Raw genomic sequence first — 21,982 nt, forward strand, 5'->3', positions numbered from 1 at the left:
ATGCTGGCGGTGTGTTCACCCTCAAATGTTTAACCGGAAGAAGTTACAGAGCGAATGAAGATAACTATCTCAGGAACAGGTTACGTAGGTCTGTCGAACGGTATTCTGATTGCCCAGCACCATGAAGTGGTCGCTCTGGATATCGTCCAGGCCAAAGTCGAGATGCTGAATCAGAAAAAATCGCCGATTGTTGATAAAGAAATCGAAGAGTACCTGGCGACAAAGCAGCTAAATTTCCGTGCAACGACCGATAAGTATGATGCTTACCGCGACGCGGACTACGTTATCATCGCGACACCAACTGACTACGATCCGAAGACCAACTATTTCAACACCTCCAGCGTCGAGTCTGTGATCCGCGACGTGGTTGCAATTAATCCAAATGCGGTAATGGTCATTAAGTCCACCATCCCCGTTGGTTTTACGAACTCCATTAAAGAACAGTTGGGTACCGACAATATCTTCTTCTCGCCGGAGTTCCTGCGTGAAGGCCGTGCGTTGTACGATAACCTGCATCCGTCGCGTATTGTTATTGGCGAACGTTCTGAGCGCGCGGAGCGCTTTGCTGCGTTGCTGCAGGAAGGTGCGGTGAAGAAAGATATTCCAACGTTGTTTACTGACTCGACTGAAGCAGAAGCCATCAAACTTTTTGCTAATACTTATCTGGCGTTACGCGTGGCCTATTTTAATGAGTTGGATAGCTATGCAGAAAGCCTTGGTCTGAACTCACGCCAGATTATCGAAGGGGTATGTCTGGATCCGCGTATCGGTAATCATTACAACAACCCGTCATTTGGCTATGGTGGCTACTGTCTGCCGAAAGATACTAAGCAATTGCTGGCTAACTATGCGTCTGTGCCAAACAATATTATTGGCGCGATCGTTGATGCTAACCGCACGCGCAAAGACTTTATTGCAGACTCTATTCTTGCGCGTAAACCTCAAGTGGTTGGCGTGTATCGTTTGATTATGAAAAGTGGTTCCGATAATTTCCGGGCGTCTTCTATTCAGGGAATTATGAAGCGTATTAAAGCCAAGGGTGTACCCGTTATTATTTACGAACCCGTCATGGAGGAAGATGAATTTTTCCACTCTCGGGTGGTTCGTGATCTTAATGCGTTCAAAAATGAAGCAGATATTATTATTTCTAATCGCATGACGTCAGAGTTATCTGATGTTGCAGAAAAAGTGTATACACGCGATCTGTTCGGTAGCGATTAATCCTCCTCCCCACAAAAAAGGCCTTATTAAAGGCCTTTTTATTCTAAATCGATCAGTAATTATTCTTTGTAGAAATCACGGTACCAGTCAACAAAGTTCTTCACCCCATCTTTAACCGTTGTTTGAGGTTTAAAACCAATAACATCATACAGTGCTTTAGTATCTGCGCTGGTTTCCAGTACATCGCCAGGCTGTAGCGGTAGCATATTTTTCGTAGCTTCAATGCCCAGTGCATCTTCAAGGGCTCGGATGTAGTCCATTAACTCAACTGGTGAGCTATTACCGATATTATAAACCCGATACGGCGCAATGCTGGCCGCTGGTGTTCCTGTTTCAACGGTCCACTGATCGTCTGATTGCGGAATGACATCCTGCAGGCGAATGATTGCTTCGGCGATATCATCAATATAGGTAAAGTCACGCTTCATTTTGCCGTAGTTATAGACGTCAATACTTTTCCCTTCCAGTATCGCTTTGGTGAACTTGAACAGCGCCATATCCGGGCGACCCCAAGGGCCGTACACGGTAAAGAAACGTAGCCCGGTGGTGGGCAATCCATACAGATGGGAATAAGTATGGGCCATCAGTTCATTGGCTTTTTTGGTTGCCGCATACAGAGATACGGGGTGATCGACGGAATCATCCGTTGAGAAAGGCATTTTGCGATTCAGACCGTAAACCGAACTGGAGGATGCATAGAGTAAATGTTGAATTTTATTATGGCGACACCCTTCCAGTATGTTCAGAAAACCTGTGAGATTTGAGTCTACGTAGGCATGCGGATTTTCGAGCGAATAACGTACGCCAGCCTGGGCGGCAAGATGAATCACAAGTTCGAAATGCCCGGATATGAAGAGCTCAGCCATGCTATCCTGGTCGGCTAAATCAATCTTATGAAAATGGAAACCGGGATGTACCAGTAACGCCAGACGAGCCTGTTTAAGACTGACGTCGTAGTAATCGTTCAGATTATCAATACCGACGACTTGATGGCCTGCCTCAAGGAGGCGTTTGCTAACGTGGAAGCCGATGAAACCAGCGGCGCCCGTAACCAGGTATTTCATGTTCGTTCCTCTTTTGGCTAAAGGGGAGCCAGGCACCAGTAGGTGCGACGAAAAATGGAATGATACCGTTAGATGACAAAAAAGCTAATCGTTATCTTTTTTCATGCTTGCCATTTTTACTGGTCAGCTATTATATATTCACATAGTGAATTTAACGTACGGAAGCGTTAGGTATGCCCGTTGACTACTATTTAACCTTTCGTTCGATATTTTGCTCAGAGTAGGAACCCAGAGTATTGACACTTTTAGTAAACCACTTCTTTTTTCAGTAGTGATTAAAATACCAATTAAAATCACTTAAATAATCTGTTTTTTTTATCAATAATCCTATGGCATTAAACATATTTATGACTAAACTAATGCCAGTTTTAGTCTTTCCTCATTTAGGATATCTATGTCTGTGAGTGATAACAACGTATCCGGGCGCAGTAACGATCCGGAGCAGATTGATCTGATTGATTTATTGATGCAGCTGTGGCGTGGGAAATTGACGATTATTGTTGCTATCGTTATTGCTATTGCCTGTGCTGTCGGTTATTTAGCGGTTGCTAAAGAGAAATGGACCTCTACAGCGATTATCACTCAACCGGATGTTGGACAGATTGCCACGTATAACAACGCACTCAATGTGTTGTATGGTGCCAGCGCGCCTAAGGTGACTGAACTTCAGACAAACGTTATTGGTCGTTTCAGTACCTCTTTCTCTGCATTGGCGGAAACGCTGGATAATCAGGAAAAACCGGAAAAACTGTCGATTGAGCAGTCTGTAAAAGGCCAACAACTGCCGTTAGCGGTTTCTTATGTTGGTGCTTCCCCAGAAGAAGCTCAGCGTCAACTTGCTGAATATATTCAACAAATAGATGAAAAGGTTGCCAAAGAACTGGAGCTTGATCTTGCTGATAATGTCAAGTTGCAAACAGCTACGCTGCAAGATTCTCTGAAAACTCAGGAAGCGGTTGCTCAGGAACAAAAAGATCTGCGAATTAGGCAAATTCAGGAAGCTTTGCGTTATGCAGAACAGGCTGGGGTAATTAAGCCACAAATTCAGCAAACTCAGGATGTCACGCAGGACAGTATGCTATTGCTGGGCAGTGATGCACTGAAATCAATGATTGAACACGAAGCGACTCGTCCCTTGATCTTCTCTGGTAATTACTACCAGACCAAGCAAAACCTGCTGGATATTGAGGCGTTAAATCTTGAAAAGGCAAAACTGCACTCCTACCGCTATGTGATGAAACCAACGTTACCGATTCGTCGTGATAGCCCCAAAAAATCAATAACTTTGGTGTTGGCGGTTCTGCTCGGCGGGATGATTGGTGCCGGGATCGTGCTGGGGCGAAATGCGCTGCGCAACTATAAAGACAAAGCCGAATAAGCGCTCATCTCAATAACAAAAAAACCGGGCTCGCCCGGTTTTTTTACGTCTAAAGATTACTGATGTCTTTTGCGTAAATTCTCAATCACCGTCGTCAGGTCGAGGTCCTGATCCTGCAGCAGAACCAGCAGGTGATACATCAGATCAGAGGCTTCATTGGTCAGTTCGAAACGATCGTTCACGGTTGCGGCCAGCGCGGTCTCTACGCCTTCTTCACCCACTTTTTGCGCAATGCGTTTGGTGCCGCTGGCATACAGCTTCGCAGTGTAGGAGCTTGCCGGATCAGCGGTTTTACGTTCGGCCAGTAGTTGCTCCAGTTGATACAGGAACAGCCACTGGTGGCTGGCATCGCCAAAGCAGCTTGAGGTGCCTTTATGGCAGGTCGGGCCAATCGGGTTAACCAGTACCAGCAGGGTGTCGTTGTCGCAGTCGGGCGCGATGCTCACCACGTTCAGGAAGTGACCGGAGGTTTCACCCTTGGTCCACAGGCGCTGTTTGGTCCGCGAGAAAAAGGTCACTTTGCCGCTTTCAAGCGTTTTATCCAGTGCTTCCGGGTTCATATAACCCAGCATTAGTACCTCACCGGAAACCGCATGCTGCACGATGACTGGCATCAGTCCGTCGGTTTTTTCCCAGTCCAGCTCGCGGCATTGTTGCTTCGTTAACATATCCTGATCTCCACGCCCTGTGTTGCCAGGTACGCTTTTAATTCGCCAATATTAATAATTTGCTTGTGAAAGACGGAAGCGGCAAGCGCGCCGTCAACGTCGGCGTCCCGGAAGGCTTCAAGGAAGTGTTCCATGGTGCCCGCGCCGCCGGAGGCAATCAGCGGTACATGGCAAACGTCGCGCACTTTTTTCAGTTGCTCCAGATCGTAGCCGTTACGCACGCCGTCCTGGTTCATCATGTTCAGGACGATTTCGCCTGCGCCGCGTTTTTGTACTTCCTGCACCCAGTCCAGCGTTTCCCATTGCGTGACGCGGGTACGGCTTTCATCCCCGGTATATTGATTAACATGATATTTTCCGGTTTCGGCGTCATACCACGTATCAATGCCTACCACGATACACTGCACGCCAAAGCGGTCAGCCAGACGAGTGATAAGCTCCGGTTCGGCCAGCGCCGGGGAGTTGATAGAGATTTTATCCGCCCCGAAGGAGAGGATGCGCGCCGCATCGTCGATGGATTTAATGCCACCGGCAACGCAGAACGGAATATCGATCACTTCCGCCACGCGAGATACCCAGCTTTTATCCACTACTCGGCCATCGCTGGAGGCGGTGATATCGTAGAACACCAGTTCATCTGCGCCTTCATCGGCATAGCGTTTTGCCAGCGGGACAATGTCACCAATAATCTCGTGATTGCGAAACTGGACGCCTTTTACCACCTGTCCATCACGAACGTCCAGACAAGGAATTATGCGTTTTGCCAGCATTGAATGGCCTCCTCAACGGTGAACTTACCTTCCAGCAGAGCGCGTCCGACGATCACGCCGCCAACCCCAGTCCCGCGCAGGGCGGCTACGTCCTCAATTCCACCTATACCGCCAGATGACTGAAACGCCACCTGCGGATATTTGGCGCACACTTCTTCATAAAGCGCGACGTTTGAGCCAGCCAGCGTGCCGTCGCGGGAGATATCGGTGCACAGCACGTGTTTCAGGCCGACAGGGAGATAGGTCTCAACCAGTTCTTCCAGAGAAACCCCGGAATCTTCCTGCCAGCCGCTAACCGCAACCTGTTTATTACCGCGCTCGTCAATTCGAACGTCCAGCGCCAGCACCAGCGCGTCGGCGCCAAAACGGGCAAACCAGCTTTTGACGACTTCGGGAGATTTTACCGCCGTCGAACCCACCACTACGCGCGCGACGCCAGCGTCAAGCAGCGCTTCAACATCCGCTTCGGTACGTACGCCGCCACCAACCTGCACCGGAACATTGACTCCAGCGACCAGCATTTTAATCAGCGGGATCTGCCGCTGCGCCGGGTCTTTCGCGCCAGTTAAATCAACCAGGTGCAGTACTTCGGCACCCTGAGCTGCGTAATCCTGTAAACGGGGGAGAGGATCGTTGCCATAATCACGTTGCGTTGCGTAATCGCCCTGATGAAGACGCACCACCGTGCCGTCGATTAAATCTAATGCCGGAATAATCATTACATCTCCAGAAAGTTTTTCAGCAACTGCGCCCCAGCCGCGCCCGAGCGTTCAGGGTGAAACTGCACGCCAAAGAAATTGTCCTTTTGTACTGCCGCGGTAAATGGTTCGCCGTAATGGCACTGGGCGATGGTCCACGGGTTCACCGGCATAGCATAGCTGTGTACAAAGTAGAAATATGCGCCATCTTCAATGCCCTGGAACAGACGATTTCCCGCCTGCGGATAGACGCGATTCCAGCCCATATGCGGCAGCGGCAGACCGAAATCGGTCATCTTCGGAACGTCCTGCTCAATAATGCCCAGCAGAGAGACACCGTTACTCTCTTCGCTGCGACGGCCAAGCAGTTGCATGCCTAAGCAGATCCCCAGTACCGGTTGCGTACAGGCTTTAATCAGTTCAATCAGTTCACGCTCGTGCAACTGGTCCATAGCCGCCTGGGCGGTACCGACGCCCGGCAGAAACAGTTTATCGGCACGCAGCACCACGTCCGGGTCACGGCTGACAACCGGGTCGTATCCATGGCGCGCGACGGCGGATTTCACCGAGTGCAGATTGGCGCAGCCGGTATCAAGGATCACCACGTTCATTACAGCACTCCTTTTGAGGAGGGCAGCGTATCGCCTTCTACGCGAATAGCCTGACGCAGCGTACGACCAAAGGCTTTAAACAGGCTCTCCACTCGGTGGTGGTCATTTTTCCCTTTGGTTTTCAGGTGCAAGGTGACACCCATGGTGTAAGAAAGTGAACGGAAGAAGTGTTCAATCATCTCTGTGCTCAGATCGCCAACGCGTTGGTAGGTAAACTCCGCGCGGTATTCCAGGTGCGGACGCCCCGAGATATCCAGCGCGCAACGTGCCAGGCACTCGTCCATCGGCAGCACAAAACCAAAACGGTTGATACCGCGTTTATCGCCTAATGCCAGCTTTAAGGCTTCACCCAGCGCCAGACCGGTATCTTCAACGGTGTGGTGATCGTCAATATACAGATCGCCTTTGACGGCAATCTCCATGCGAAAACCGCCGTGGGTGGCGATTTGATCCAGCATGTGGTCAAAGAAGCCAACGCCGGTATTGATTTTGCTACGGCCTTCGCGGTCCAGCCAGACTTTGACGTCAATCTGCGTCTCTTTGGTATTACGCTCAACGTGCGCGTAACGGTCTCGTTTGGTCAACTGCTCACCGATCATCGCCCAGTTCAGGGTGTCGCGGTGGTAGCGTAATCCGCTAATGCCCATGTTTTCTGCGAGCTGAATATCGGTCGCCCGGTCACCAATGACGTAGCTGTTTGCCACATCCATGGCCTGTTCAACCAGATACTGCTCAACCAGTTTCACTTTTGGCTTACGGCAATCACACGCGTCCGCTGGCAGGTGCGGGCAGATCAGCACCTCATCAAATGCTACGCCCTGAGAGGTGAATATTTGCATCATCAGGTTATGCGGACCGTCAAAATCGGCCTGCGGGAAGCTCTGCGTACCGAGTCCATCCTGGTTAGTAATCATCACCAGCTTAAAGCCGGCTTTTTGCAGCTTCAGCAAAACGGGAACGACGTCCGGCTCGAAGGCGAGTTTGTCAAAGCGATCGACCTGAAAGTCACTTGGCGGTTCTGAAATCAGGGTTCCATCACGGTCAATAAAAAGATACTTCTGGCTCATACTTGCTCCGCACGTAAGGCGTCAATGACGCGCTGGCTCTCTTCGCGGGTTCCGACAGTAATTCGCAGGCAGCCGCTTAATGAAGGTTGTTTATTCTGATCTCGTAAGATAATGCCCTGATCCCACAAAGATTTAAATACGCTGCTTGATGCGGTGAAGCGCGCCAGAACATAGTTGGTTTCAGAGTCAAAAACCTGCTCTACACAGCGAATGGTTTTCAGGTTCTCCACCAGATACTGACGCTCTTGCAGGATCTGCTCTACGCGTTGGCGCATGGCGGAAATCCCTTGTGGCGTCAGCGCCTGGGCGGCGATATCCGCTACCGGGGTAGAAAGCGGGTAGGGAGCAATCACCTTTAACAGCAGATTGATAACCTCTTCATTCGCCAGCGTAAATCCGCAGCGTAAACCGGCGAGAGCAAACGCTTTGGACAGCGTGCGTAATACTGCCAGATGCGGATACTCAGACAGCCAGCCTGCCAGCGTGGCCTGAGGACAAAATTCAATATAGGCCTCATCAGCGACCACGATGGCTTTACCCTGCGTCATTTCGAGCAGTGAACGTAGGTCCTGCGGATTTATCAGCTGGCCGGTTGGGTTATTGGGGCTGCATACGTAGACCACTTTCACGCCATCAAGCTTGTCCGCGATGCCTTGTAAATCCAGCTGCCAGTTATCCAGGGTCGGGACGGTGCGGCATTCAACGCCAATCGTTTCGGCGCTGACGCTGTACATGCCGTAAGTCGGCGGACAGTAGAGAATTGCATCTTTACCGGGTTCGCAAAAAGCGCGCACCAGCAGTTCGATCCCTTCATCTGCACCGCGGCTGACCAGCACCTGCTCTGGTTTGACGCCAGCATACTGCGCGTAATTCTCAATTACGGCTTTCGGCTGACACTCCGGATAGCGGTTCAGCGTCTGCTGGCGTAGCTGGAACTCAACGGCGGTTGGGTACTCATTCGCGTTGAGCCACACGTCACCGTTACCGCCAAGACGACGGGCAGACTGATAGGGCGTTAACTCGCGAACATTATTACGGGCTAAATCAGTGACGCTGAGAAAGTTGTCAGTGCTCATGCTTGCTCCTTCAGGGCGTTAACGCGCAGGGTGACGGCATTTTTGTGGGCAGTCAGTCGTTCAGCAGCGGCCAGTGTTTCAATGGTGGAGGCCAGGGCAGAGAAACCTTGGGGAGTTAATTCCTGTACCGTCATCCGTTTCTGGAAATCAGCCAGCCCAAGGCTTGAGCAGGTTGCGGTATAGCCGTAGGTCGGAAGAACGTGGTTGGTGCCGGAAGCATAGTCGCCAGCCGACTCAGGAGACCAGTCACCCAGGAATACCGAACCAGCGCTGGTGATATCGTCAACCAGTTCACGCGCGTTACGGGTCTGAATAATCAGGTGCTCCGGGCCGTAGGCGTTAGAGATGGCCACGCATTGCTCAAGATCTCTGGCGACGATCAGTCGGCTGGCGGCGAGCGCCTGACGTGCGGTGTCGGCGCGGGAAAGCTCGGCGAGCTGGCGTTCAACGGCTTTGGCCACGCCTTCGGCAAGCGTAGCGTCTGGTGTCAGCAGGATAACCTGCGAGTCGGGGCCGTGTTCGGCCTGAGAGAGCAGGTCGGAAGCAACAAAGTCAGGCGTCGCGCCGCTGTCGGCGATAACCAGCACTTCAGACGGGCCCGCAGGCATGTCGATAGCCGCGCCGTCAAGACGTTGGCTGACCTGACGTTTGGCTTCGGTCACATACGCATTGCCTGGCCCGAAGATTTTATCGACCTTAGGAATAGATTTGGTACCCAGCGCCAGCGCGGCAATGGCCTGCGCGCCGCCCACGTTGAACACCTCTTTTACGCCACACAGTTGCGCGGCGTAGAGGATTTCATCGGCAATCGGCGGCGGTGAGCAGAGCACCACTTTTTTGCAGCCAGCGATACGCGCCGGGGTCGCCAGCATTAATACGGTCGAGAAGAGCGGTGCCGATCCCCCAGGAATATACAGCCCCACGGAGGCGATAGGGCGAGTAACCTGCTGGCAGCGCACGCCAGGCTGAGTTTCAATATCCACCGGCGGCAGGATTTGCGCGGTGTGGAACGCATCAATATTACGCACCGCCGCCTGCATGGCTTCTTTCAGCTCGTCGCTCAGGCGGCTACTGGCTTGCTGAATTTCTTCTTCGGTGACGCGCAGCGTGCCGACCTCGGTTTTGTCAAACTTTGCACTGTATTCACGCAGCGCCCGGTCGCCGTTATTTTTGACGTTCTCAAGAATCTCGGCCACCGTGCGGCTGATGCTTTCAGAGGCGGATATCGCCGGGCGCATCAGCAGTTCGCGCTGCTGCTCGGGACTACGGCTATTCCAGTCGATCAGGGTATTGAAGCTCATGGCTATCACTCCATCATCTTCTCAATCGGCAGCACCAGAATGGAGCTGGCGCCGAGCGCTTTCAGTTTTTCCATCGTTTCCCAGAACAGGGTTTCGCTGCTGACCATGTGCATGGCTACGCGCTGCTGGTCACCCGCCAGTGGCAGAATGGTAGGGCGCTCAGCGCCTGGCAGCAGGGCGATGACTTCGTCCAGACGTTCGCTCGGCGCGTGCATCATGATGTATTTTGATTCACGTGCCTGAATAACCCCCTGAATACGGGTCAGCAGTTTGTCGATCAGTTGTTGCTTGGCTTCGGCCATTTCGCCGTCGCGCTGAATCAGGCAGGCTTTAGAGCGGTAAATCACTTCCACTTCACGCAGACCGTTGGCTTCAAGCGTGGCTCCGGTTGACACCAGATCGCAAATCGCATCAGCCAGACCTGCGCGGGGGGCGACTTCTACAGAGCCGTTTAACAGACAGGATTTAAACGACACCCCTTTTTGATCAAGATAACGTTTAAGCAGGTGTGGGTAAGAGGTAGCGATACGCTTACCGTTCAGCGCTGCCGGGCCATCCCAGGCTTCATCAACCGGGGTAGCCAGCGAAAGACGGCAGCCGCCGAAGTCCAGACGACGCAGGGTAAAATAGCGCGGATCTTCACCCTGTGCCCGGCGGTTGAGCAGTTCCTCTTCGAGAACGTTTTCCCCGATGATGCCGAGATCTACGACGCCGTCCATCACCAGACCCGGGATATCGTCATCACGCACGCGCAGAATATCGATCGGCATATTCTCAGCCATCGCGATCAGGCGCTGGGTGTGAAGATTAATTTTAATGCCGCAACGGGCCAGCAATTCGCGTGAATCATCGCTTAAACGACCTGATTTCTGCATAGCTATGCGTAAACGGGTGTTATCTAACATTCTTTATTCCTCGTTATCCTGTCTGAATCAGTTTGGGTCACGCACAAAAAAAAGCCCCCGGAAGAAATCTTCCGGGGGCTTTCTCATACGCTCATGCACCGCTGGAAGATTTAAATGTCTCCCAGCACACATCGCCTGAAAGACTAGTCAGGATGATGGTGATGATGGTGTTTGAATTGAGCGCGTGTCATAAATTTTCTCGATGAATGTTTATTCATTTGATGTCTTTTAACCTAAACCACTTTAGCTACGGAAAGCAAGGGCTTTTTTTGATCATTAATTCATTTCATATTGATACTATGAATTGTCAGCCACTGTGGGCTAGCGTAGCCTTGCGTTATAGGCCAAAAGTCAGGAGAGAAGGCATGAAAAAGGTCGCAATTGTCGGTTTAGGTTGGTTAGGCATGCCGTTAGCTATGTCGCTGGCGGCGAGAGGCTGGCAGGTTACCGGCAGCAAAACCACATTGGATGGGGTTGAAGCGGCCCGCATGAGTGGTATAGAGAGCTACTCGCTGCGCCTGGAGCCTGAACTGGTTTGTGAGACAGACGATCTCGACGCACTGATGGACTCCGACGCGCTGGTTATTACGCTACCTGCGCGCCGTAGCGGTCCGGGGGAGACATTTTACCTGCAGGCTATGCAGGAGCTGGTCGACAGTGCGCTGGCGTACCGTATCCCGCGGATTATTTTTACCAGTTCGACGTCGGTCTATGGCGATGCACAAGGCATCGTGAAAGAAGGGACTCCGCGTAACCCGGTCACTGCAAGTGGTCGCGTATTGAAAGAACTTGAAGACTGGTTGCACAATTTACCCGGCACTTCGGTGGATATTTTGCGCCTGGCCGGACTTGTCGGCCCGGGAAGACATCCCGGTCGTTTTTTCGCTGGCAAGACGGCGCCAGATGGACACCATGGCGTCAATCTGGTGCATCTGGATGATGTGGTTGCCGCCATCTCTTTGCTGCTGCAAGCGCCAAAAGGGGGACACATCTATAATATATGTGCGCCTATGCATCCGGCGCGCAATGTGTTCTATCCACAGATGGCCCGCCAGTTGGGGATGGAGCCGCCGGAATTTCGTGGTAATGAGGATAACGGTAAAGGTAAAGTCATTGATGGCAACCGTATTTGTAACGAGCTTGGGTTTGAGTACCAGTATCCTGACCCGCTGGTGATGCCGATGGAGTGACAGACCAGCAGAGTGCCGCTGATACCGCCAGGGGGCGAGTATGAAACCACTGCTGGACGTTCTTATCATCCTCGATGCGTTGGAAAAAGAGGGCAGTTTCGCTGCGGCGTCGGCAAAATTGTTTAAGACGCCGTCTGCGCTTAGCTACACCGTCCATAAGCTGGAAAGCGATCTTAATATTCAGCTACTCGATCGCAGCGGACATCGGGCTAAGTTTACCCGTACCGGGCAGATGCTGCTGGAAAAGGGGCGGGAGGTGTTGCACACCGTCCGCGAACTCGAAAAGCAGGCGATTAAACTTCACGAAGGCTGGGAGAATGAACTGGTTATTGGCGTAGATGATACGTTTCCCTTTTCGCTGCTGGCCCCACTCATCGAATCTTTCTATCAACACCACAGTGTGACGCGCCTGAAATTTATCAATGGCGTGCTGGGCGGCTCCTGGGATGCCCTCACTCAGGGGCGGGCGGATATTATTGTCGGCGCCACGCATGAGCCGCCTGCAGCGAGCGAATTTGGCTTTGCGCAGCTAGGGGTTCTGGAGCAGGTGTTTGTGGTTGCGTCGCATCATCCGCTGGCGCAGGAACAGGAGCCGTTGAATCGTCGCACTATTCGGCGTTTTCGCGCGATTGTGGTGGGCGACAATGCACAGCATGCCAACGTCTCCGGCTCCCAGGTGCTTGACGATCAGGAAGCCATCACCGTTTTTGACTTCAAAACCAAGCTGGAACTGCAAATCAGTGGTCTGGGATGCGGCTATATTCCACGCTATCTGGCGCAGCGATTTCTGGAGAGCGGCGCTCTGATTGAGAAAAAAGTGGTCGCACAAATTATCTTTGAACCCGTGTGGATAGGTTGGAATGAACAGACTGCCGGGTTGGCCAGTGCCTGGTGGCGGGATGAGATTTTAGCAAATAGTGCTATTGCGGGGATGTATGTTAAAACGGCTGCTGATAAATCAATCAGTTAAGAAAAAATATTCTTTTGTAGTAGCTTCAATCTCTTGTTATTTCTCTCCAAATTAGTGCAAAATACGCCGCTTGCAAAAAATGACATTAACCGACGTTTTAATACGCGTCGGTTATTTTTTTGCATCAAACCAATCATTCATAAAAGAGGCCGGGCTTCGTACCGGATAGATACTTACTTAAAAATCGACAGTTGTTGTCGCTGAGGATTAACAAAAAATGGGGCAATTTTTTGCTTACGCGACGGTTTTCGCCGTAATGGGGGATAACCATGTCGCATAACGCTACTCCAAACACCTCTCGCGTGGAATTACGTAAAACGCTTACGCTGGTTCCGGTTGTCATGATGGGCCTTGCCTATATGCAGCCGATGACGCTGTTCGATACATTCGGTATCGTATCAGGAATGACCGATGGTCACGTCCCGACAGCTTACGCCTTTGCACTGATCGCCATCCTCTTTACCGCACTGAGCTACGGTAAACTGGTGCGTCGCTATCCGTCTGCAGGCTCTGCCTACACTTACGCCCAGAAATCCATTAGCCCGACCGTTGGCTTTATGGTGGGTTGGTCATCACTGCTGGACTACCTGTTCGCACCGATGATCAACATTCTGTTGGCGAAAATTTATTTTGAAGCTCTGGTGCCGTCGATACCGTCATGGATATTCGTGGTGGCGCTGGTGGCCTTTATGACCGCCTTTAACCTGCGCAGCCTGAAATCTGTTGCGAATTTCAACACCGTCATCGTGTTGTTGCAGGTGGTGCTGATTGCAGTGATCCTCGGCATGGTCGTTTATGGCGTGTTCGAAGGGGAAGGTGCCGGTACGCTGGCGAGCAGCCGTCCGTTCTGGTCAGGTGATGCGCATGTGATCCCGATGATCACGGGAGCGACTATCCTGTGCTTCTCGTTCACCGGTTTTGACGGTATCAGCAACCTGTCTGAAGAAACCAAAGACGCTGAACGTGTGATCCCGCGGGCGATTTTCCTGACCGCGCTGATTGGTGGCCTGATCTTTATCGTCTCCACCTATCTGTTGCAGCTGTACTTCCCGGATATCTCACGCTTCAAGGATCCGGACGCTTCGCAGCCGGAAATCATGCTGTATGTCGCTGGTAAGTTCTTCCAGGTCGGCGCGCTGATTTTCTCTACCATTACCGTACTGGCGTCAGGTATGGCGGCGCATGCAGGCGTAGCGCGTCTGATGTATGTGATGGGGCGTGACGGTGTGTTCCCGAAAAGTTTCTTCGGTTATGTCCACCCGAAATGGCGTACTCCGTCCATGAACATCATTCTGGTTGGTGCGATTGCTCTGCTGGCAATTAACTTCGACCTGGTGATGGCGACGGCGCTGATTAACTTCGGTGCGCTGGTGGCGTTTACCTTCGTTAACCTGTCGGTGATCTCCCAGTTCTGGATCCGTGAGAAGCGTAACAAGACGCTGAAAGACCACTTCCAGTATCTGTTCCTGCCAATGTGCGGTGCGCTGACCGTTGGTGCGCTGTGGGTGAACCTGGAAGAGAGCTCAATGGTTCTGGGTCTGATCTGGGCCGCTATTGGTCTGATTTACCTGGCTTGCGTGACCAAAAGCTTCCGTAACCCGGTGCCACAGTACGACGAAGATATCGCGTAATAACTGTATTTAGATAAAAAAAACCGGAGACATGTTCTCCGGTTTTTTTATACGTGGGAGTTATACAATCTCTTGCGCATACTGCCAGAGTGACTTCAGCAGCATCAGTTTCCCTTTGTTATCTGCATATTGCTGGCTCAGCATCTGCAATTCATTGGCGTAATTTTGCAAAAACTCCGGCGTGAATATTTGACGACGATGGTCCAGCCAGCGCTGCTGTTCGGCTTCATCCAGCGTTCCGGGGAAGTTACGTGCGCGGTAGTTAAACAGCAGCTTTTCAATGCGCTTATCGACAAAGGAGATATCCAGCGCCGGTAAATTGCGCGGCTCAGTTTCCAGAACGATTTTCATCGCGGCACGATCGGCATCGCTGAAAAAACCATTGTACAACTGTGCGTCTACGTTATCTGATGGCGTAAAGGGTTCCGCATCGGCGAAGATGGCCACCACTTTGTCGCGAACCTGCGGGTTTTCGCGCAGTATTTTGAGATTATCCAGACAATGCTGGCGGTTAATGCCAAGGCGATCGGCATCTTCCGGGCGCAAGGTATTCGCCTGTGCCAGTACCGGGCATTTGTTGATGTGCACCAGTTTAACCGGCACGGCTGGGTTATCTCCCAGATCAACTTTAGCAGTGTAGAGCCGCTCACGCAGCGCGTCGCTGTCCAGTTCGAGCAGCGGTGAAATATCACCGGCTAAGTCGACCATAATCACCGCGTTGCGATTCTCAGGATGCCAGGCTAATGGCGCCACCCAACTGGTGTTGCCGCGCCATGCGCCGAACATCCCCGAAACATGGACCAGCGGCTTCATTTGCGGGACATCAATCAGTGCGGCCAGCTTGTGCTTATTGCGATGGCTGTAGAGATAATCAAACAGGCGCGGCTGGCGCGACTTCACTAATTGCGCCATCGCAATTGTGGCGTATACGTCGGCCATCGCATCGTGGGCATTGGCATGTTCAATACCGTTGGCTTTGGTCAAATGCTCCAGGCGAAAGCTGGGTAAGCCGTCGTCGTTTTCCGGCCAGTTAATTCCTTCAGGACGCAAGGCATAGCAGGCGCGCATCACATCCAGCAGATCCCAGCGTGAATTATCGTTCTGCCAGCTCCAGGCATAGGGATCGTAGAAATTGCGATACAGGATGTTGCGCGTTACTTCATCATCGAAGCGCACGTTGTTATAGCCCAGGATACAGGTTTTCGGCACGGTGAACAGGGCGTGGATGCGCGCAGCAAAGGCGGCTTCATTTTCTCCTTTTTCACGCGCTTCCTGCGGTGTGATACCGGTTATCAGCACCGCCTCAGGCTGCGGCAGATAGTCGTCTGCGGGTTTGCAATAAAAGACTTCAGGTTCACCGATAATGTTGAAATCGCTATCTGTGCGGATAGCCGCAAATTGCGCGGGTCTGTCCAGCGCCGGATGGGTACCAAAGGTCTCGTAATCGTGAAAGAGAAAACCAGGTTGCTGCTTGCCGTCATTCATTGTTCAGTTATGTCCGGGATCAATTTAGCGCTCGTCCAAGAATACCAAAAAATAGCGAGGTAATCAGCAAAGCGATTATCAATGCTGAATGATGTACGCAATAAAATTGAGATGAACAGGCTTTAATAGAATTGATTAATAAATTTTGCACTGTTAAGGGAAATTACTGGAATAAATTTTCTGAAATCTATGAGCTGATAAATAATATAAATGAGAACCATTATTGTTATTTGGTGCTGATTTGTTGTGTTCTGGAAATTTTAAAATTCTTTTATAAACAATGGGTTTTTATTTTGGCGGTTAGCTGCTCTATATTCTAATGAAATGTGAGTGAGGTTAAAAATTAATAATCTAAACACCATATAATAATTGGATATATCTAATAACAGGAGGTTATATGAGCATTAGTCGGCGTAATTTTTTGCGAGGAGTGGGTATCGGTTGCTCAGCCTGCGCGATAGGCAGTTTTCCGCCTGGCGCACTGGCGCGAAATTCTCCAGAGAGCATTAAGGGGAAAACATCCCTGACGCCAAGCTTGTGCGAAATGTGTTCTTATCGTTGCCCAATACAGGCACAGGTAATTAATAACAAGACGGTTTTTATTCAGGGGAACCCTAATGCGCCTCAACAAGGCACGCGTGTCTGCGCGCGAGGAGGCAGTGGTGTTAGCCTGGTCAACGACCCGCACCGTATTGTCAAACCCATGAAACGCACAGGGCCTCGCGGCAGCGGAGAATGGCAGGTTATTAGTTGGGAACAGGCTTACAAAGAAATTGCCGAAAAAATGACGGCAATAAAAGCGCAGCATGGTCCTCAGGGGGTCGTATTCTCTTCCAAATCCGGTTCGCTTTCGGGTCATTTATTTCAGCTGGCAACGGCGTTTGGATCGCCAAACACCTTTACGCATGCCTCGACATGCCCTGCCGGAAAATCGATTGCCGCTAAAGTGATGATGGGCGGCGATTTGGCTATGGATATCGCCAATACCCGTTATATGGTCTCTTTTGGCCACAATCTCTATGAAGGTATTGAGGTTGCCGAAACGCATGAACTGATGACCGCGCAGGAAAAGGGCGCAAAAATGGTCAGCTTCGATCCCCGTTTGTCAGTTTTCTCCAGCAAGGCGGATGAATGGCATGCGCTCAAGCCGGGCGGCGACTTGCCGGTGTTAATGGCCATGTGTCACGTCATGATTAATGAACATCTGTATGACGCGGACTTCGTAGCGCGCTACACCACAGGGTTTGACCAACTGGCCGAAGCGGTACAAGAGACCACGCCGGAATGGGCGCAAAATCAAGCTGATGTGCCTGCTGATGTTATTGTTCGGGTCACCCGCGAAATGGCCGCCTGTGCGCCTCATGCTATCGTCAGTCCTGGCCATCGCGCGACGTTTTCGCAAGAAGAAATTGATATGCGGCGTATGATTTTCACCCTTAATGCGCTGCTGGGAAATATTGAGCGTGAAGGCGGCTTGTACCAGAAAAAAGCCGCGGCGACCTACAATAAGCTGGCCGGAGAGAAGGTCGCTCCGGTGCTGGCAAAACCTGATGCCAAATTGCCCAAGCCAACGGCGCAGCGCATCGATTTGGTTGCCCCACAATTCAAGTACATCGCGGCGGGCGGCGGCGTGGTGCAAAGCATCATCGATGCCGTGTTAAACCAGACGCCGTATCCGGTGAAGGGATGGATTATGTCCCGCCACAATCCTTTCCAAACCGTGACCTGCCGACCTGATCTGGTCAAAACCGTTGAACAACTCGATCTGGTGGTCAGTTGTGATGTCTATTTAAGCGAAAGCGCGGCATATGCCGATTATCTGTTACCCGAATGCACCTACCTTGAACGCGATGAAGAAGTCTCTGACATGTCGGGCCTGAATCCGGCCTATGCCCTGCGCCAGCAGGTTGTAGAGCCGATTGGGGATGCGCGTCCGAGCTGGCAAATCTGGAAAGAGCTGGCTGTGCAGTTAGGTCTTGGGCAGTTCTACCCCTGGCAGGATATGCAGACGCGGCAGCTGTACCAGCTTAATGGCGATCATGCGCTTTCCGCTGAACTGCGTCAGAAAGGATATCGGGAGTGGGGGATTCCGCTGCTGCTGCGGGAACCTGAAGCGGTGCGTCAGTTTGTGGCGCGTTATCCGGGCGCAGTGGCGGTTGATGGCGACGGTACCTATGGCGAGCAACTGCGCTTTAAATCCCCGTCTGGAAAAATTGAACTCTACTCTGAAGAGCTGGAAGCACTTTTGCCTGGCTACGGTATTCCGCGCGCCCGCAATTTTGCCCTCAAAGGCGACAATGAACTCTATTTTATTCAGGGAAAAGTTGCGGTGCATACCAACGGCGCGACGCAATATGTACCACTGCTGAGTGAGCTGATGTGGGATAACGCGGTGTGGATCCACCCGCAAACGGCCCGTGAAAAAGGCATCAAAAACGGCGATGAGATTTGGCTGGAAAATGCGACCGGTAAGGAAAAAGGCAAAGCGCTGGTTACTGCCGGAATACGACCCGATACGCTGTTCGTTTATATGGGATTTGGCGCCAAGGCGGGAGCCAAAACCGCGGCGACGACGCACGGTATTCACTGCGGTAATTTGCTTCCGCATGTTACCAGTCCGGTTTCCGGTACGGTGGTGCACACCGCTGGCGTCACGCTTCGTCGGGCATGAGAAAGGAGAACATCATGAATCAATCAACAAACCCTTATGTCATGCTGCATGACGAGAAACGCTGTATTGGCTGCCAGGCGTGTACGGTTGCCTGCAAGGTACTGAATGACGTGCCGGAGGGATTTAGTCGCCTACAAGTGCAGATCCGTTCCCCCGAACATGAACCCGAGGTGCTGTCCCACTTCCAGTTTGTTCGCGTTTCCTGTCAGCATTGTGAAGATGCGCCGTGCGTCAGCGTCTGTCCTACCGGTGCTTCATTTCGTGACGAAAATGGCATTGTACAAGTGGATAAGTCTCGCTGTATTGGTTGTGACTACTGCGTTGCCGCTTGCCCGTTCCATGTCCGCTACCTCAACCCACAAACGGGGATTGCCGACAAATGTAACTTCTGCGCCGATACTCGCCTGGAGGTCGGACAATCGCCAGCCTGCGTTTCCGTTTGTCCGACGGATGCGCTGAAATTTGGTCGTCGCGATGACCCGGAAATTCAGCACTGGATTAATCAAAAAGAGGTTTATCGCCAGCAGGATACGCGTAGCGGCCCGGTAAGTGTCTATCGGCGTAAAGAGATCCATCAGGAGGGTAATGTATGAATTCTATCTGGGGAGCAGAGCTTAACTATGCGCCGGACTACTGGCCGCTGTGGCTCATTTATGCAGGCGTTATTATTGTGCTGATGATTGCGGGCCTGGTAACGCACGCGCTGTTACGTCGGATGCTGGCGCCCAAAACGGCAACCGGGGAAGAGCATCGGGACTACCTCTATTCGCTGGCGGTCCGCCGCTGGCACTGGGGTAATGCGCTGCTCTTTATCCTGCTTCTGCTGAGCGGCCTGTTTGGCCACTTTTCTGTCGGACCGGTGGCCTTAATGGTGCAGCTACATACCTGGTGTGGCTTCGCATTGCTGGCCTTCTGGATTGGCTTTGTGTTAATAAACGCAACCAGCGGCAACGGCTGCCATTATCGCGTGAAATTTAGCGGGTTGATATCACGCTGCCTGCTGCAAACACGCTTTTATCTGTATGGCATTATGAAAGGTGAGCCGCACCCGTTTGCCGCAACGGCAGAGGACAAATTTAACCCGCTGCAACAGCTGGCCTACCTGGCCATCATGTACGCACTGGTTCCACTACTGATCATCACCGGGTTGCTATGTCTCTACCCGCAGGTGGTAGGGGCGGGGCCGGTGATGCTGATGCTGCATATGGCGTTAGCGATTGTGGGCTTACTGTTCATCTGCGCGCATATTTACCTGTGCACGCTGGGTGACACACCGGGGCAAATTTTTCGCAGTATGATCGATGGTTATCACCGCCATCGCAGTCATCACGCAGAGACCGTGCCGCGTAAAGGGTAGTTCCGGCGAGATTTGTCTCTGAAACCCTTTCCTGATAGCAAGAAAATGTGCCTTATGTCACATTTTCTTGCAATTTATCCATGTTTGTTCGACAGAACTTCCGTAAAAAGAACGGCTATTTCTCCCTTTCCTGAGGACATGCTGTTGAAACGCCGTTTGTTTATTGCCGCTTCACTATTAACGATGAGTTTTTCGCCCGCCTGGGCGAGCGATGCCGTGAGCTTCGCCCCACAACCTCCTGCGATTACTGCCGGGGCATGGGTGTTAATGGATTACACCACGGGCCAAATCCTGACAGCCGGTAATGAACACCAGCAGCGCAATCCTGCCAGCCTGACGAAACTGATGACTGGCTATGTTGTCGATCGCGCAATTGACAGCAAGCGTATTAGTCCGACAGATATTGTGACCGTCGGGCGCGATGCATGGGCAAAAGATAATCCGGTATTTGTCGGTTCATCCTTGATGTTCCTGAAAGAAGGGGATCGCGTTTCGGTACGTGACCTCAGCCGTGGGTTAATTGTTGATTCCGGTAATGATGCCTGCGTGGCACTGGCGGATTACATCGCCGGAGGGCAGCCGCAGTTTGTCGCGATGATGAACAACTATGCGCAAAAACTGAACCTGCAGGACACCCATTTTGAAACGGTACATGGTCTGGATGCGCCGGGTCAGCATAGCTCCGCGTACGACCTGGCCGTGCTGTCCCGCGCTATCATCCACGGGGAACCGGATTTCTACCATATGTACAGTGAGAAAAGCCTTACCTGGAACGGCATCACACAGCAAAACCGTAACGGCTTGTTGTGGGATAAAACCATGAACGTAGATGGCCTGAAGACAGGGCATACGTCCGGTGCCGGGTTTAACCTGATTGCTTCCGCCGTCGATGGTCAGCGCCGCCTGATTGCGGTGGTGATGGGCGCGGAGAGTGCGAAAGGGCGCGAAGATCAGGCGCGTAAACTGCTGCAATGGGGGCAACACAACTTCGATACAGTGCAGGTTTTGCGTAGCGGTAAGCAGGTTGGCACTGAACGCATCTGGTATGGCGATAAAGAAAAAATCAGCCTCGGAACCGAGCAGGATTTCTGGATGGCCTTGCCTAAAGCAGAAGTCCCTAACATCAAAGCAAAATATGTCCTTGATAAGAAAGAGCTGGTTGCTCCCATCGCTGCACATCAACGTGTGGGGGAAATTGAACTCTACGATCGGGATAAGCTGGTGGCGCATTGGCCTCTGGTTACGCTGGAATCCGTCGGCGAAGGCGGCGTTTTCTCGCGCCTGAGCGATTATTTCCACCACAAGGCGTAGTTTTTCCTGATGCGTCTGACTGGCAAGAGTGCGAATCTGCTCACATAATAATCACTATTTCCTTGTGGCCGACATAGCCAGAAATTACACTGTATATAAATACAGTGTAACAGTGGAGGTTGTATGGAGTACGAGATAAAGCTGGTCGAAAAACGCATGATTGCCGGTTTCCATATGGTTGGACCGTGGGAACAAACGGTGAAGCAGGGGTTTGAGCAATTAATGAAGTGGGTCGACGGTAAACAGATTGTGCCGTTGGAATGGATTGCTGTTTATTACGACAACCCTGATGTTGTTCCTGCGGAAAAATTGCGCTGTGATACCGTGGTTTCTGTGCCTGAAGGTTTTGAAATCCCGGAAAACAGCGAAGGGGTGATCCTCACCGAACTGGCGGGTGGCGACTATGCTGTCGCCGTTGCGCGCGTTGAGAATCACGATTTTGCGACGCCTTGGTATCAGTTCTTCGAGCGCCTGTTGCAGGATACGACTTATGCGATAGCCGCTAAACCCTGCTTTGAAGTTTATATGAACAATGGCATGGAGGACGGTTACTGGGACATTGAAATGTACGTGCCAGTGCAGACGAAGTAACTGTTTGGGGTGTAAAT

At 51.7% G+C, this 21,982-nt stretch carries 21 protein-coding genes, 1 pseudogene and 1 other annotated feature; of the genes and pseudogenes, 11 read left to right on the top strand and 11 right to left on the bottom strand.

Annotated elements, in window-relative coordinates; all coding sequences use genetic code 11:
• Positions 1-54 precede the first annotated feature (54 nt).
• Positions 55-1,221, top strand: coding sequence for a UDP-glucose 6-dehydrogenase (ugd, locus tag OGV75_RS21765; protein WP_046275328.1), 1,167 nt, complete (start codon positions 55-57; stop codon positions 1,219-1,221).
• A 59-nt stretch (positions 1,222-1,280) separates the two neighbouring features.
• Here the strand turns inward: ugd and OGV75_RS21770 are convergent, their stop codons facing one another.
• Entirely contained in the window at positions 1,281-2,285 is a 1,005-nt protein-coding gene (locus OGV75_RS21770) for an NAD-dependent epimerase (RefSeq protein ID WP_286481201.1), read from the bottom strand.
• A 394-nt stretch (positions 2,286-2,679) separates the two neighbouring features.
• On the opposite strand from OGV75_RS21770, the gene wzzB reads away from it, so the two are divergent.
• Positions 2,680-3,663 (top strand): LPS O-antigen chain length determinant protein WzzB, encoded by a 984-nt coding sequence (gene wzzB / locus OGV75_RS21775; protein ID WP_046275330.1) that lies wholly within the window; start codon positions 2,680-2,682, stop codon positions 3,661-3,663.
• A gap of 56 nt (positions 3,664-3,719) precedes the next feature.
• Here the strand turns inward: wzzB and hisIE are convergent, their stop codons facing one another.
• The 9 genes from hisIE to hisL form a co-directional block, all read right to left on the bottom strand.
• Entirely contained in the window at positions 3,720-4,331 is a 612-nt protein-coding gene (hisIE, locus tag OGV75_RS21780) for a bifunctional phosphoribosyl-AMP cyclohydrolase/phosphoribosyl-ATP diphosphatase HisIE (RefSeq protein WP_000956425.1), read from the bottom strand.
• Positions 4,325-5,101: an imidazole glycerol phosphate synthase subunit HisF gene (gene hisF, locus OGV75_RS21785; protein WP_019077116.1), complete on the bottom strand. Its 777-nt coding sequence runs from the start codon at positions 5,099-5,101 to the stop codon at positions 4,325-4,327. Before hisF ends, hisIE begins: the two co-directional genes overlap by 7 nt.
• Entirely contained in the window at positions 5,083-5,820 is a 738-nt protein-coding gene (hisA, locus tag OGV75_RS21790; RefSeq protein WP_286481204.1) for a 1-(5-phosphoribosyl)-5-[(5-phosphoribosylamino)methylideneamino]imidazole-4-carboxamide isomerase, read from the bottom strand. The genes hisF and hisA overlap by 19 nt, the downstream gene beginning before the upstream one ends.
• Positions 5,820-6,410, bottom strand: a complete 591-nt coding sequence (gene hisH, locus OGV75_RS21795; protein ID WP_003030129.1) for an imidazole glycerol phosphate synthase subunit HisH — start codon at positions 6,408-6,410, stop codon at positions 5,820-5,822. Before hisH ends, hisA begins: the two co-directional genes overlap by 1 nt.
• Positions 6,410-7,477 carry a bifunctional histidinol-phosphatase/imidazoleglycerol-phosphate dehydratase HisB gene (hisB, locus tag OGV75_RS21800; protein ID WP_016153556.1) on the bottom strand — a complete coding sequence of 356 codons (1,068 nt, stop codon included), beginning with the start codon at positions 7,475-7,477 and terminating at the stop codon, positions 6,410-6,412. Before hisB ends, hisH begins: the two co-directional genes overlap by 1 nt.
• Positions 7,474-8,553 (bottom strand): histidinol-phosphate transaminase, encoded by a 1,080-nt coding sequence (gene hisC / locus OGV75_RS21805; protein WP_103283972.1) that lies wholly within the window; start codon positions 8,551-8,553, stop codon positions 7,474-7,476. Before hisC ends, hisB begins: the two co-directional genes overlap by 4 nt.
• Positions 8,550-9,854 carry a histidinol dehydrogenase gene (gene hisD / locus OGV75_RS21810; protein WP_286481206.1) on the bottom strand — a complete coding sequence of 435 codons (1,305 nt, stop codon included), beginning with the start codon at positions 9,852-9,854 and terminating at the stop codon, positions 8,550-8,552. The genes hisC and hisD overlap by 4 nt, the downstream gene beginning before the upstream one ends.
• A 5-nt stretch (positions 9,855-9,859) precedes the next feature.
• Complete coding sequence (gene hisG, locus OGV75_RS21815; RefSeq protein ID WP_003834191.1) at positions 9,860-10,759, bottom strand: ATP phosphoribosyltransferase; 900 nt, start codon at positions 10,757-10,759, stop codon at positions 9,860-9,862.
• A gap of 45 nt (positions 10,760-10,804) precedes the next feature.
• Positions 10,805-10,927, bottom strand: a sequence feature (His leader region).
• Complete coding sequence (hisL, locus tag OGV75_RS21820) at positions 10,903-10,950, bottom strand: his operon leader peptide (protein WP_100250077.1); 48 nt, start codon at positions 10,948-10,950, stop codon at positions 10,903-10,905. It overlaps the preceding feature by 25 nt.
• 174 nt (positions 10,951-11,124) lie before the next feature.
• On the opposite strand from hisL, the gene OGV75_RS21825 reads away from it, so the two are divergent.
• From OGV75_RS21825 to plaP, 4 genes and pseudogenes are all read left to right on the top strand, one after another.
• Positions 11,125-11,949, top strand: coding sequence for an SDR family oxidoreductase (locus tag OGV75_RS21825; RefSeq protein WP_286481207.1), 825 nt, complete (start codon positions 11,125-11,127; stop codon positions 11,947-11,949).
• A gap of 40 nt (positions 11,950-11,989) precedes the next feature.
• Positions 11,990-12,974: pseudogene (locus tag OGV75_RS21830) on the top strand (LysR substrate-binding domain-containing protein).
• 162 nt (positions 12,975-13,136) lie between these two features.
• Complete coding sequence (yoeI, locus tag OGV75_RS23580) at positions 13,137-13,199, top strand: membrane protein YoeI (RefSeq protein ID WP_099045591.1); 63 nt, start codon at positions 13,137-13,139, stop codon at positions 13,197-13,199.
• Positions 13,189-14,550, top strand: coding sequence for a putrescine/proton symporter PlaP (gene plaP / locus OGV75_RS21835; protein ID WP_016153551.1), 1,362 nt, complete (start codon positions 13,189-13,191; stop codon positions 14,548-14,550). Before yoeI ends, plaP begins: the two co-directional genes overlap by 11 nt.
• Positions 14,551-14,610: 60 nt before the next feature.
• Here plaP and sbcB read toward each other — a convergent pair whose 3' ends face one another.
• Positions 14,611-16,035 (bottom strand): exodeoxyribonuclease I, encoded by a 1,425-nt coding sequence (gene sbcB / locus OGV75_RS21840; RefSeq protein WP_286481209.1) that lies wholly within the window; start codon positions 16,033-16,035, stop codon positions 14,611-14,613.
• Positions 16,036-16,432: 397 nt separating this feature from the next.
• On the opposite strand from sbcB, the gene phsA reads away from it, so the two are divergent.
• From phsA to sbmC, 5 genes are all read left to right on the top strand, one after another.
• Positions 16,433-18,706 (top strand): thiosulfate reductase PhsA, encoded by a 2,274-nt coding sequence (phsA, locus tag OGV75_RS21845; protein ID WP_101700021.1) that lies wholly within the window; start codon positions 16,433-16,435, stop codon positions 18,704-18,706.
• Between the two features lie 14 nt (positions 18,707-18,720).
• A complete protein-coding gene (gene phsB / locus OGV75_RS21850; RefSeq protein ID WP_016153548.1) occupies positions 18,721-19,299 on the top strand; it encodes a thiosulfate reductase electron transport protein PhsB in 579 nt (192 codons plus the stop codon).
• Positions 19,296-20,063 carry a thiosulfate reductase cytochrome B subunit gene (phsC, locus tag OGV75_RS21855; protein WP_286481210.1) on the top strand — a complete coding sequence of 256 codons (768 nt, stop codon included), beginning with the start codon at positions 19,296-19,298 and terminating at the stop codon, positions 20,061-20,063. Before phsB ends, phsC begins: the two co-directional genes overlap by 4 nt.
• A 138-nt stretch (positions 20,064-20,201) precedes the next feature.
• Positions 20,202-21,374 carry a serine-type D-Ala-D-Ala carboxypeptidase DacD gene (dacD, locus tag OGV75_RS21860; RefSeq protein WP_032931656.1) on the top strand — a complete coding sequence of 391 codons (1,173 nt, stop codon included), beginning with the start codon at positions 20,202-20,204 and terminating at the stop codon, positions 21,372-21,374.
• A gap of 123 nt (positions 21,375-21,497) precedes the next feature.
• Complete coding sequence (gene sbmC / locus OGV75_RS21865; protein ID WP_016153545.1) at positions 21,498-21,965, top strand: DNA gyrase inhibitor SbmC; 468 nt, start codon at positions 21,498-21,500, stop codon at positions 21,963-21,965.
• The last annotated feature ends 17 nt before the right edge of the window (positions 21,966-21,982 follow it).

This window comes from Citrobacter sp. Cb028 (assembly GCF_030336705.1).
In the GTDB taxonomy this organism is placed as follows: Bacteria; Pseudomonadota; Gammaproteobacteria; order Enterobacterales; family Enterobacteriaceae; genus Citrobacter; species Citrobacter braakii.

Excerpts from the sequence above, each read along its gene's own strand:
- hisIE (WP_000956425.1), bottom strand. The coding sequence starts at position 4,331 with ATGTTAACGAAGCAACAATGCCGCGAGCTGGACTGGGAAAAAACCGAC.
- hisG (WP_003834191.1), bottom strand. The coding sequence starts at position 10,759 with ATGTTAGATAACACCCGTTTACGCATAGCTATGCAGAAATCAGGTCGT.
- hisF (WP_019077116.1), bottom strand. The coding sequence starts at position 5,101 with ATGCTGGCAAAACGCATAATTCCTTGTCTGGACGTTCGTGATGGACAG.
- dacD (WP_032931656.1), top strand. The coding sequence starts at position 20,202 with ATGCTGTTGAAACGCCGTTTGTTTATTGCCGCTTCACTATTAACGATG.
- wzzB (WP_046275330.1), top strand. The coding sequence starts at position 2,680 with ATGTCTGTGAGTGATAACAACGTATCCGGGCGCAGTAACGATCCGGAG.
- OGV75_RS21770 (WP_286481201.1), bottom strand. The coding sequence starts at position 2,285 with ATGAAATACCTGGTTACGGGCGCCGCTGGTTTCATCGGCTTCCACGTT.
- phsB (WP_016153548.1), top strand. The coding sequence starts at position 18,721 with ATGAATCAATCAACAAACCCTTATGTCATGCTGCATGACGAGAAACGC.
- phsA (WP_101700021.1), top strand. The coding sequence starts at position 16,433 with ATGAGCATTAGTCGGCGTAATTTTTTGCGAGGAGTGGGTATCGGTTGC.
- ugd (WP_046275328.1), top strand. The coding sequence starts at position 55 with ATGAAGATAACTATCTCAGGAACAGGTTACGTAGGTCTGTCGAACGGT.
- hisC (WP_103283972.1), bottom strand. The coding sequence starts at position 8,553 with ATGAGCACTGACAACTTTCTCAGCGTCACTGATTTAGCCCGTAATAAT.
- hisB (WP_016153556.1), bottom strand. The coding sequence starts at position 7,477 with ATGAGCCAGAAGTATCTTTTTATTGACCGTGATGGAACCCTGATTTCA.
- phsC (WP_286481210.1), top strand. The coding sequence starts at position 19,296 with ATGAATTCTATCTGGGGAGCAGAGCTTAACTATGCGCCGGACTACTGG.
- sbcB (WP_286481209.1), bottom strand. The coding sequence starts at position 16,035 with ATGAATGACGGCAAGCAGCAACCTGGTTTTCTCTTTCACGATTACGAG.
- hisA (WP_286481204.1), bottom strand. The coding sequence starts at position 5,820 with ATGATTATTCCGGCATTAGATTTAATCGACGGCACGGTGGTGCGTCTT.
- hisH (WP_003030129.1), bottom strand. The coding sequence starts at position 6,410 with ATGAACGTGGTGATCCTTGATACCGGCTGCGCCAATCTGCACTCGGTG.
- sbmC (WP_016153545.1), top strand. The coding sequence starts at position 21,498 with ATGGAGTACGAGATAAAGCTGGTCGAAAAACGCATGATTGCCGGTTTC.
- OGV75_RS21825 (WP_286481207.1), top strand. The coding sequence starts at position 11,125 with ATGAAAAAGGTCGCAATTGTCGGTTTAGGTTGGTTAGGCATGCCGTTA.
- plaP (WP_016153551.1), top strand. The coding sequence starts at position 13,189 with ATGTCGCATAACGCTACTCCAAACACCTCTCGCGTGGAATTACGTAAA.
- hisD (WP_286481206.1), bottom strand. The coding sequence starts at position 9,854 with ATGAGCTTCAATACCCTGATCGACTGGAATAGCCGTAGTCCCGAGCAG.